Origin of the sequence: Micromonospora sp. L32 (genome assembly GCF_052068055.1) — a bacterium.
Classification (GTDB): Bacteria; Actinomycetota; Actinomycetes; order Mycobacteriales; family Micromonosporaceae; genus Micromonospora; species Micromonospora purpureochromogenes.
This window is the reverse complement of sequence record NZ_JBQHDD010000007.1, coordinates 463,768-472,996: the sequence shown is the minus strand read 5'-3', so window position 1 is coordinate 472,996 and position 9,229 is coordinate 463,768. Positions and strand designations below refer to the sequence as shown.

The window sequence follows — 9,229 nt, the reverse complement described above, 5'->3', positions numbered from 1 at the left end:
CTCCGGCACGACAGTATTGGGCTCGACAACACTGTGTGGCACACAGTATGGTGTGACGCATGGTTAGCGAGGAGATCCTGCGGACCCATCTCCAGGAGTTGCGCCGCGGCACGGTGGTGGTGGCGAGCCTGGTCGCCCTGCGGCACCCCGACTACGGCTACGCGCTGCTGCAACGGCTGGCCGCGCACGGCTTCCCGGTCGACGCCAACACGCTCTACCCCCTGCTGCGCCGACTGGAGGAGCAGGGCCTGCTGACCAGCGAGTGGAACACCGAGGAGAGTCGCCCGCGCAAGTTCTACCGCACCAGCGAGGAGGGCGAGGCCGTGCTGCGCCGACTCCTCGACGACCTCGCCGCCGTGCAGACCTCCGTCGCCGGGCTGATCGAAGGAGTGGATTGATGAGTTCCCTGACCGACCGTTACGTCGCCGCCACCCTGCGGGCCGTGCCCGCACCACGCCGGGCGGAGATCGCCACCGAGCTGCGCGCCTCCATCGAGGACATGATCGACGACCGGACGGGAGGCGGGCAGGACGCCGCCATGGCCGAGCGGGAGGTGCTCACCGAGCTCGGAAACCCGGAGCAGCTCGCCGCCCGCTACGCCGACCGCCGGTTGCAGCTCATCGGCCCCGCCTACTATCTGGTCTGGCAGCGGCTGCTGAAGCTGCTGCTCTCCTTCGTACCGGCTCTGGTCGGCGTCGTGGTCGGCCTGGTGGAGGCGACCGACGGGGAGAATCCGGGCGGCGCGGTCGGCGCCGGTATCGCCGCAGCCCTCCAGGTGGTGGTCCAGATCGCCTTCTGGGTCACGCTGGTCTTCGCGGTGCTCGAGCGGACCAACGCCTCGCTGGACCTGCCGGCGTGGAGCGTCGACCAACTCCCCGAGGACCGGACCGACCGGCAGATCACGCTGCCCGACGTCGTCGCCGCGATCGGCTGGCTCGTGCTGGTCATCGCGTACCTCCCGATGCAGCACTTCCACTCGTTCGTCCCCGCCGAGGACGGCGGCAACCTGCCGATCCTCGACCCGGCGCTGTGGAGCTTCTGGCTGCCGTTCCTGATCGCCGTGCTGGTCGCCACCGTGGCCCTGGAGATCGCCAAGTACCGGGCCGGGGGCTGGACCTGGCCGCTGGTCACGGTCAACGCGGTGCTGGACCTGGCGTTCGCGGTGCCGGTGGCCTGGCTGCTGCTGACCGACCGGCTGCTCAACCCCGAGTTCGTGGCACGCTTCGAGTGGCTCGGGCGAGGCGACAACCTGGACACGGTGGCGACCGTGGCGGTGGTCGGCACGATCCTGGTCGTGCTCTGGGACATCGTCGACAGCGTGGTCAAGGCGTACCGCAACCGGCACTGAGCCGCAGCGACCGTCGCGGCCCGGCACGCACGGGGGTGCCGGGCCGCGGCACGTCCGCGGGGCTACCGGTCGCCGCCGGGTCGCAGGGTGCCGGCGGTGGCCGCGGCGAGGAAGCCGGTCCACGCCGCGGGGCCGAAGGCCAGCACCGGACCCTGCCGGTCCTTGCTGTCCCGTACGCCGACCACGCCGGGCAGGTTCGTCGCCACCTCGACGCAGGTTGCACCACCGTTGTCGCTGCGGGTGGACTTGCGCCAGACGGCACCGGTCAGGTCCACGACTCCGCCACCTCCCGAATCAGCTGCTGGGACGCCCGGCGGGGCAGCGCCTCGCCCCGCAGACTCTCCCACCTACGTTGAAGGCTATCAACGTCGTCTGAGCGGTCGCTCAGGTGCGCGCGCAGCGGGGTGTCCAGGTGGGCCACCTCGCCGCCCTCCGGGGTCCGGGCCAGGATGAATGCGCCGGCCAGCCCGGCGTGCATGCCGGCGTCGACGGGCACGACGAGCAGGTCGACGTGCGGCAGTTCGGTGACCCGCAGCAGGTGCGCGAACTGCTCCGCCATCACCGCCGGACCACCGATCCGTCGGCGCAGCGCCGCCTCGTCGACGACGAAGACGACCTCGGGCGGGGCGTCCCTGGCCAGCACCGCCTGGCGGGCCAGCCGGGAGGTGAGCCGCTGCTCGATCTCGACCTCCCGCAGCATGCCGCCGCCGGAGAGCACCGCGCGGGCGTACTCCTCGGTCTGCAACAGGCCCGGGATGAGCGACGGCTCGAACCAGCGGATCAGCGTCGCCTCGGCCTCCACCGAGATCCACTCACGGAACCAGGGCGGCGCGGCGTCCGCGCGCACCAGCGCCAGCAGCCGCGCGAAGAACCCGCCGGCCTGCAACGCCGCGTCGACCCGCCCGACGAAGTCCTGCGAGGGCGTGCGGTGCCCGATCTCCACCATGCCGATCAGCGAGGACGAGTAGTTGATCCGCTGCGCCAACTCCTCCTGGCTCAGCCCGCGCTCCTTGCGGACCCGCCGCAGTTCGTCGCCGAGGAACTCCAGGGTCGAAACCTGACCGGTCATCACACCTCCGCCACACACCGGTCCACCGCCGCCAGGCCCCACCACCCCGTCGGGACGATGTCGGCACAGGCGACGGGTGGGGCCCGGATCCCTTCCGACCGTAGTCGTGTCCACAGCAGAGTGTGAACAGGCACGACGGAGGAGGCCCGGATGAAGCCCGTACCCCTGGCACCGCGACACCGCCGCGACTGGTCCCGCTGGGGCCGGTACTGCGTCTGCGGCCTGCGCTGGCGCTGCCCGGACCGGCATGCCCCGGTACCCGTGGCGGAGCCGCCGCCGAGGCCGGTGGCGTACCGCTGCGTCGTCCGCCGGTCCACCGGCCGGCGTCGGTCGGGATGAGGCCGGTGTCCGTCGCGGACCTACGCCGGCACGTCGCCGCCCGGCCCGCGTGGCGGTGCCGGGTCTGCGCGGCGCCCTGGCCGTGCCCGGCCGCGAAGCTGGGCCTGCGGATCGAGTACGCCGACGACCCGGTCGCGCTCTCGGTCCACCTCTGCGGGCTGCTGCACGACGCGGCCGGCGACTGGCTGCGGCTGCACCCCCGACCGGCCGACCCGGCGGAACTCTTCGCCCGCTTCGTCGGCTGGACCCGCCCGTGGCGAGCGTCGCGCTGACGGTCAGCGGGCGGCCCGCCAGTCCCGGGCCAGCAGCGCGTAGACCAGCTCGTCGCACCACTCGCCCTTGACGAACTCGTTCTCCCGCAGGTGCGCCTCACGGCGCATGCCGAGCCGCTCCAGCACCCGGGCCGAGGCGGTGTTGCGGGCGTCCAGCCGGCCGACGATCCGATGCAGGCCCAGCCGGTCGAAGCCGAGCCGCAGCATCTCCCGGGACGCCTCGGTGGCATACCCGCGACCAGCGTGGTCCGGATGCAGCACGTACCCGATCTCGCCCTGCCGGTGCTCGGCGCTCGTCCAGGTCAGCAGCACGTCCCCGACCACCTCACCGGTCTCCCGCCGCACCATGGCCAGGTTCAACACGTCGCCCGGCTCGCGCAGCGCGACGCGCGCCCGCTTGCGGGCCAGCGCCTCCCGGCTGGCGGCCTCGTCGTTGGGACCGAAGTAGAGGTAGCGGGTGACGTCGGGACGGGACTGGTAGGCGTGCAGGGCGTCGAAGTCGTCGGCGGTGAACAGGCGCAGGTCGAGGCGTGCGGTGCGGACGGGAAGGTCGGGAACGAGCATTCCGGCAGGCTACGGCGGCGTGTGCGCCGCGGTCAGCCCAGTTTCGTGACGGTGCGTTCCCGACCGGGCGCTCTCTCCGCAGCTGCGGAGGCGACGGCGTGAAGGGTTCACCCGCGCGGGCCCGGTGACGGTCGCGGTACGGCCGTGGGCACGCCGTCCGGTCGACGCCGGACCCACCGGTTGCCGGCCGGGTACCAGGGTGAGTCGTTCACGACATCAGCTCGAAAGGGCCCGCCGAGGACATCCGGCGGTCAGCCGACGACGCCCGGAAAGCGACTCCGACCGAGATCAGCAGGGGACGGTGTCCCAGCCGGCCGGCAGGCGCGGCGCCGCCCAGGACGGGTCCGGGCGCCAGTCGGCCCAGCCCTCGTCCCACCAGCGCCGGCCCGCGTCGAGCAGGGCGGCGATCCGGTCCCCCTCCCCGCGGATGACGTCGGCCATGCCCGGGTAGCGCCCCTCGGTGAGGCGCTGGGCGAACATCTCCACGTCCTTCCAGACGTACCGGTCGGCGCCCGCCGGCCACCACAGGTCCAGCTCGTGGTCGAGGGTGTCCACCCCGATCGGGGTACGCCGGAACGGGTCCTGGAGGTTGAAGTACCAACCGGCGAAGGCGCGGTCCTCGCCGGACCAGAAGACGTCCACCGAGTGCGCCTCACCCGGGCGCTGGAGCATCAGCTTGCCGTGCCCGGACCAGGCCGTGTGGCCGGCCGTCTGCCAGGGGTGCCGTCCACACGGGAAGGTGCCGCCCTCCGGGAAGCCGAACTCGGCCCCCGGCGGCAGGTAGAGCGCGAGCAGGTCGGCGGAGTCCTCGACGCAGATGGTCGGGCAGCCGAACCAGACCTCGCCGCGCAGCACCTCCCGCCGGACGACCACGTCGCCCGGCGGGAATCGCCGTCCGGTCACCGGGGTCAGGCGTCGACCGCGGCCATGACGTCGTCGGAGACGTCGAAGTTGGCGTAGACGTTCTGCACGTCGTCGCAGTCCTCCAGCACGTCGATCAGCTTGAAGACCTTGCGCGCGCCGTCGGCGTCCAGCGGCACGTTGACGCTGGGGATCAGCGAGGACTCGGCCGACTCGTACTCGATCCCGGCGTCCTGCAGGGCGGTGCGGACCGGAATCAGGTCGGTCGGCTCGGAGACCACCTCGTACGCCTCGCCGAGGTCGTTGACCTCCTCCGCGCCCGCGTCGAGCACGGCCATCATGATGTCGTCCTCGGTGGTGCCGGCCTTGGGGACGATCACCACGCCCTTGCGGGAGAACATGTACGACACCGAGCCGGCGTCGGCGAGCGAGCCGCCGTTGCGGGTCAGGGCGGTGCGGACCTCGGTGGCGGCCCGGTTGCGGTTGTCGGTCAGGCACTCGATGAGCATCGCCACGCCGTTCGGGCCGTAGCCCTCGTACATGATCGTCTGCCAGTCGGCGCCGCCGGCCTCCAGGCCGGAGCCCCGCTTGACCGCGCGGTCGATGTTGTCGTTCGGTACCGAGTTCTTCTTGGCCTTCTGGATGGCGTCGTAGAGCGTCGGGTTACCGGCCGGGTCGCCGCCGCCGGTGCGCGCCGCGACCTCGACGTTCTTGATCAGCTTGGCGAACATCTTGCCGCGCTTGGCGTCGATGACCGCCTTCTTGTGCTTGGTCGTCGCCCACTTTGAGTGGCCGGACATCTGTTACCTCCGTTGCTACCCGCCGTCGCATCGACCGCACCGCACGCGCCCCCGCTCCCGCCGGCGCACGCGGAGGTGCCGGTCAGCCCTGGTGGAAGCCGTGGCGGGCAGATGGCCCTGCCGAATCTCGGCAATCCTACCGACGCCCGGCGGCCCGCTGTCACCGCGCCGCGCGCCGCCGGCCGCCCCGCCCGCCCGGAACGGGACGGACGGGACGAAACGGCTGGCCTGGTCAGGGTCCGAAGCCGTACGAACCCAGCACGGTGAACCCGGATGTGGACCGCTCCTCGCACCGGTTCTCCAGCCCGGGCCGGTAGCGGCGGAACGACTCCAGCCCCGGCAACGGCCCCGGCAGCTCGGGTGCCATGGCGATGTCCACGAAACTCCGCTCGTCGTCCAGCTGAAGCGTCACGTACCGCAGCCCGGCCGGCCGGACCCGGGCCACCTCCTCGTGGACGGCCCGGAGCAGGAGCAGGTGCTCCGACAGGTGCTCGGCACGGACCCGGTAGCGGATGAGGATGGTTTCCATGCTCACCGGACCCGCTCCGGGCTTCCGTCCGCCGCCACCGGGTCGCCCGAGCGCGGCTCGCGCGCCCGCATGACGATCTCCGTCAGCATCGCCGACACGTCAGCCGCCCGCCCGGCGGCCGGCGCGATCCGCCCCGGTGCCGTCGGGTCGCCCGGATCCGACCCGGAGAAGTCGAAGTCGGTGAAGACGGTCAGGGAGGCCACCGCGGGCACGACCACCGCCCGAACCTCGGCCAGGATCTGCCGCAGGTGCTCGCCGGCCCGGTTGCCGCCCTGCACGCCGTAGCTGAGCACCCCGGCCGGCTTGCCGTTCCACTCGACGAACAGGTAGTCGACAGCGTTCTTCACCGCGGCGGGGACCGAGTGGTTGTACTCCGGCGTCACGAACACGAACGCGTCGCAGGCCGCAACCGCGACGGACCAGCGACGCGTGTGCGGATTGCGGTAGTCGCCGAACATCGCCGGCACCGGCTCGTCGAGCAGCGGCAGGGCCTGCTCCGCCAGGTCCAGCACCTCGACGACGGCGGTGCCGGCGCGCACCGCGTCGTGCCGCGCCGCCACCTCCCCGACCCACCCGGCGACCGCCGCGCCGCGCCGGCCGGGACGGGTGCTTCCCACGATCAGGCCGATCCGGACCGGCCCTGTCGTCTGTGTTTTCTCCATGCCGACGAGCCTGCGGCCGACCCGTCGGCGGGGGGAGGCCGCCGCGAGAGTGGCCCCGACAGGGCCACCCAGGCTCCGCGGGACGCTGTCAGACTGGCTCGGTGATGGACGGAGAGTTGGGCGCGTTCCTGCGCAGCCGCCGAGAGGCCGTGCAGCCAGCCCAGGTCGGCCTCGCCACCGGCGCCCGACGGCGCACGCCCGGGCTGCGCCGGGCCGAACTGGCAACGCTTGCCCAGGTCAGCATCGAGTACCTGACCCGCCTGGAACAGGGCCGCGACACCCGGCCGTCGCCCGAGATCCTCGCCGCGCTCGCCGACGCCCTGCTGCTCGACGACGCCGACCGCGAGCACCTGCGGCAGCTGGCGGCGGCGAACCACAGTCGCAGTCTGTGCCCTGGCGAGCGGCCAGCGGTCTCCCGCACGGTCCGCCCGACCGTCCGCGCGGTGCTCGACGCGCTGCGGGACTCCCCCGCGTACGTGCTCAACCGGCTCGGCGACATGCTGGCCTGGAACGATCCGTTCGACCGGCTGGCCCGCCCCCTGGGCCTGTTCGACGGCCACCGCCCCAACCTGGTGTGGTTCGTGCTGTCCGATGAGCGCGCCCGCGACCACTTCCCGGACTGGGCGCAGCTGGCCGACGACCAGGTCGCCGAGCTGCACCGGCTGCGCCAGGGCGACCGGGCCACCGACGACTTCGCCGAGCGGCTCGCCCGCACGGTCGGCGCGCCCTTCACGCAGCGGTGGCAGCGGCGGCCGGTGACCGCGCCGGTCACCGGCGTACGGGGTCTGCGGCATCCGGAGGTGGGGCTGCTGCGACTGACGTACGAGACGCTGGAGTTCGCCGACAGCGACCACCAGCGTCTCGTCGTCCACCTGCCCGCCGACGCGGCCACGGCGGCCGGGTTGGACCGGCTGCAGGGCCGCCTGCCGGGGCACCTGCGGTCGGTGGCCGGCTGAGGTTCGAAGACGGCACCTCCGGTCGGCGGAACCCCGTCGGCCGTCCGTCGGGACCGGTCAGCGGGCGGCCCGCACCAGCTCCACGAAGTACGCGTGCACGCGCAGGTCGCCGGTCAGCTCGGGGTGGAACGAGGTGGCCAGCAGGTTTCCCTGCCGGACCGCCACGATCCGCCCGGCCGTGGGGCCCTGGGTGACCGTGCCGAGCACCTCGACGCCGTCGCCGACCCGCTCGACCCACGGGGCCCGGATGAAGACCGCGTGGAACGGCTCGCCGGCGACCCCGGCGATCTCCACCGGCGCCTCGAACGAGTCGACCTGCCGGCCGAACGCGTTGCGCCGCACGGTCATCTCGATGCCGGCGAAGCCGCGCTGGTCGGGCCGGCCGTCCAGGACCTCGGTGGCCAGCATGATCATGCCGGCGCAGGACCCGTAGACCGGCATGCCACCGGCGATCCGCTTGTCGATCGGCTCGCGCATCTCGAAGATGTCGGCCAGCTTGCTGATCGTGGTGGACTCGCCGCCGGGAATGACCAGCCCGTCGACCGCATCCAGCTCCTGTGCACGGCGTACCGGGCGGGCGTCCGCGCCGGCCCCGGCCAGGGCCGCGACATGCTCGCGGACGTCTCCCTGCAGGGCGAGCACACCGATGACGGGTGCGTCGCTCATCTGAGCGCTCCTTCTGGTTCCTGCGCGACGGCGGGCCGGCGCGCCGGCCCGCCGTGCGTTCCCGGTCCCGGCGTACGCCGGAACCTGCTCACCAACCGCGCTCGGCCAGCCGGTGCGGCTGCGGGATCTCGTCGACGTTGATGCCGACCATCGCCTCGCCGAGGCCGCGGGAGACCTTGGCCAGCACGTCGGGGTCGTCGTGGAAGGTGGTGGCCTTGACGATCGCGGCGGCGCGCTGGGCCGGGTTGCCGGACTTGAAGATGCCGGAGCCGACGAAGACGCCCTCGGCGCCCAGCTGCATCATCATCGCGGCGTCGGCCGGGGTGGCGATACCACCGGCGGTGAAGAGCACCACCGGCAGCTTGCCGGTCTCGGCGACCTCCTTGACCAGCTCGTACGGGGCCTGGAGCTCCTTGGCGGCGACGAACAGCTCGTCGGCCGGCAGCGAGCTGAGCCGGGCGATCTCCTGCCGGATCTTGCGCATGTGCATGGTGGCGTTGGAGACGTCACCGGTGCCGGCCTCGCCCTTGGAGCGGATCATGGCCGCGCCCTCGGTGATCCGGCGCAGCGCCTCGCCGAGGTTGGTCGCGCCGCAGACGAAGGGGACGGTGAAGGCCCACTTGTCGATGTGGTTGGCGTAGTCGGCCGGGGTGAGCACCTCGGACTCGTCGACGTAGTCGACGCCGAGGGACTGCAGGATCTGCGCCTCGACGAAGTGACCGATCCGGGCCTTGGCCATGACCGGGATGGAGACGGCGTTGATGATGCCGTCGATCATGTCCGGGTCGCTCATCCGGGACACCCCGCCCTGGGCGCGGATGTCGGCGGGCACGCGCTCCAGCGCCATCACGGCGACGGCGCCGGCGTCCTCGGCGATCTTGGCCTGCTCGGGGGTGACCACGTCCATGATCACGCCGCCCTTGAGCATCTCGGCCATGCCGCGCTTGACGCGGGCGGTGCCGACGAGGGAGGTGGCGCCGGCGTTCTGGGAGGTGGTTTCGGGCACGGGTTATCGCTCCTCGGACCTGCTCGGGGGGTGGCTACGGCTGATGCTACGGCGGGTTCAACGCCGGTCCGACAGCCAATCAGACCCCTGGTGGCCTGCACTGTGGCTGCCGTCACCCGGAACCGGACACGCGGCCGACCGCCGCCAAACCCGGCAG

13 protein-coding genes are annotated in these 9,229 nt (G+C 72.6%); 4 read left to right on the top strand and 9 right to left on the bottom strand.

Translation table 11 applies throughout. The features are described 5' to 3' along the window. The first annotated feature begins 59 nt into the window (after positions 1-59). Both ACTMTB_RS21755 and ACTMTB_RS21750 read left to right on the top strand, forming a co-directional pair. The gene (locus ACTMTB_RS21755; RefSeq protein WP_441148103.1) at positions 60-398 is read left to right on the top strand and encodes a PadR family transcriptional regulator; all 339 of its coding nucleotides are present in this window, start codon (positions 60-62) and stop codon (positions 396-398) included. After that, positions 398-1,348, top strand: coding sequence for a permease prefix domain 1-containing protein (locus tag ACTMTB_RS21750; RefSeq protein WP_441148102.1), 951 nt, complete (start codon positions 398-400; stop codon positions 1,346-1,348). Before ACTMTB_RS21755 ends, ACTMTB_RS21750 begins: the two co-directional genes overlap by 1 nt. A gap of 62 nt (positions 1,349-1,410) precedes the next feature. Here the strand turns inward: ACTMTB_RS21750 and ACTMTB_RS21745 are convergent, their stop codons facing one another. Further along, on the bottom strand, positions 1,411-1,623 hold the full coding sequence (locus ACTMTB_RS21745) for a DUF397 domain-containing protein (protein ID WP_441148101.1): 213 nt from the start codon (positions 1,621-1,623) through the stop codon (positions 1,411-1,413). Further along, positions 1,614-2,417, bottom strand: a complete 804-nt coding sequence (locus ACTMTB_RS21740) for a helix-turn-helix domain-containing protein (RefSeq protein ID WP_441148100.1) — start codon at positions 2,415-2,417, stop codon at positions 1,614-1,616. Before ACTMTB_RS21740 ends, ACTMTB_RS21745 begins: the two co-directional genes overlap by 10 nt. A gap of 344 nt (positions 2,418-2,761) precedes the next feature. Here ACTMTB_RS21740 and ACTMTB_RS21735 point away from each other — a divergent pair, with 344 nt between their 5' ends. Beyond that, positions 2,762-3,028: a hypothetical protein gene (locus ACTMTB_RS21735; protein WP_441148099.1), complete on the top strand. Its 267-nt coding sequence runs from the start codon at positions 2,762-2,764 to the stop codon at positions 3,026-3,028. A 3-nt stretch (positions 3,029-3,031) separates the two neighbouring features. Here the strand turns inward: ACTMTB_RS21735 and ACTMTB_RS21730 are convergent, their stop codons facing one another. From ACTMTB_RS21730 to ACTMTB_RS21710, 5 genes are all read right to left on the bottom strand, one after another. After that, entirely contained in the window at positions 3,032-3,592 is a 561-nt protein-coding gene (locus ACTMTB_RS21730) for a GNAT family N-acetyltransferase (RefSeq protein WP_377611391.1), read from the bottom strand. 288 nt (positions 3,593-3,880) lie between these two features. Further along, a complete protein-coding gene (locus ACTMTB_RS21725) occupies positions 3,881-4,495 on the bottom strand; it encodes a DUF402 domain-containing protein (RefSeq protein WP_441148098.1) in 615 nt (204 codons plus the stop codon). Positions 4,496-4,500: 5 nt separating this feature from the next. Next, positions 4,501-5,253 carry a YebC/PmpR family DNA-binding transcriptional regulator gene (locus ACTMTB_RS21720; RefSeq protein WP_154938218.1) on the bottom strand — a complete coding sequence of 251 codons (753 nt, stop codon included), beginning with the start codon at positions 5,251-5,253 and terminating at the stop codon, positions 4,501-4,503. Positions 5,254-5,485: 232 nt separating this feature from the next. Continuing rightward, complete coding sequence (locus ACTMTB_RS21715; RefSeq protein ID WP_441148097.1) at positions 5,486-5,788, bottom strand: hypothetical protein; 303 nt, start codon at positions 5,786-5,788, stop codon at positions 5,486-5,488. Then, complete coding sequence (locus ACTMTB_RS21710) at positions 5,785-6,444, bottom strand: NADPH-dependent FMN reductase (RefSeq protein ID WP_441148096.1); 660 nt, start codon at positions 6,442-6,444, stop codon at positions 5,785-5,787. Before ACTMTB_RS21710 ends, ACTMTB_RS21715 begins: the two co-directional genes overlap by 4 nt. A gap of 104 nt (positions 6,445-6,548) precedes the next feature. Between ACTMTB_RS21710 and ACTMTB_RS21705 the strand changes: the two genes are divergently transcribed. Then, entirely contained in the window at positions 6,549-7,400 is an 852-nt protein-coding gene (locus ACTMTB_RS21705) for a helix-turn-helix transcriptional regulator (protein WP_441148095.1), read from the top strand. A gap of 57 nt (positions 7,401-7,457) precedes the next feature. Here ACTMTB_RS21705 and pdxT read toward each other — a convergent pair whose 3' ends face one another. Together pdxT and pdxS are read right to left on the bottom strand one after the other, a co-directional pair. Then, the gene (gene pdxT, locus ACTMTB_RS21700) at positions 7,458-8,066 is read right to left on the bottom strand and encodes a pyridoxal 5'-phosphate synthase glutaminase subunit PdxT (RefSeq protein WP_154938222.1); all 609 of its coding nucleotides are present in this window, start codon (positions 8,064-8,066) and stop codon (positions 7,458-7,460) included. 88 nt (positions 8,067-8,154) lie between these two features. Next, a complete protein-coding gene (gene pdxS, locus ACTMTB_RS21695) occupies positions 8,155-9,072 on the bottom strand; it encodes a pyridoxal 5'-phosphate synthase lyase subunit PdxS (RefSeq protein WP_441148094.1) in 918 nt (305 codons plus the stop codon). Between the last annotated feature and the right edge of the window lie 157 nt (positions 9,073-9,229).

What these genes read in the sequence shown, in the direction of transcription:
- ACTMTB_RS21755 (WP_441148103.1), top strand. Translation starts at nt 60, where the DNA reads ATGGTTAGCGAGGAGATCCTGCGGACCCATCTCCAGGAGTTGCGCCGC.
- ACTMTB_RS21750 (WP_441148102.1), top strand. Translation starts at nt 398, where the DNA reads ATGAGTTCCCTGACCGACCGTTACGTCGCCGCCACCCTGCGGGCCGTG.
- ACTMTB_RS21740 (WP_441148100.1), bottom strand. Translation starts at nt 2,417, where the DNA reads ATGACCGGTCAGGTTTCGACCCTGGAGTTCCTCGGCGACGAACTGCGG.
- ACTMTB_RS21730 (WP_377611391.1), bottom strand. Translation starts at nt 3,592, where the DNA reads ATGCTCGTTCCCGACCTTCCCGTCCGCACCGCACGCCTCGACCTGCGC.
- ACTMTB_RS21720 (WP_154938218.1), bottom strand. Translation starts at nt 5,253, where the DNA reads ATGTCCGGCCACTCAAAGTGGGCGACGACCAAGCACAAGAAGGCGGTC.
- ACTMTB_RS21710 (WP_441148096.1), bottom strand. Translation starts at nt 6,444, where the DNA reads ATGGAGAAAACACAGACGACAGGGCCGGTCCGGATCGGCCTGATCGTG.
- ACTMTB_RS21705 (WP_441148095.1), top strand. Translation starts at nt 6,549, where the DNA reads ATGGACGGAGAGTTGGGCGCGTTCCTGCGCAGCCGCCGAGAGGCCGTG.
- pdxT (WP_154938222.1), bottom strand. Translation starts at nt 8,066, where the DNA reads ATGAGCGACGCACCCGTCATCGGTGTGCTCGCCCTGCAGGGAGACGTC.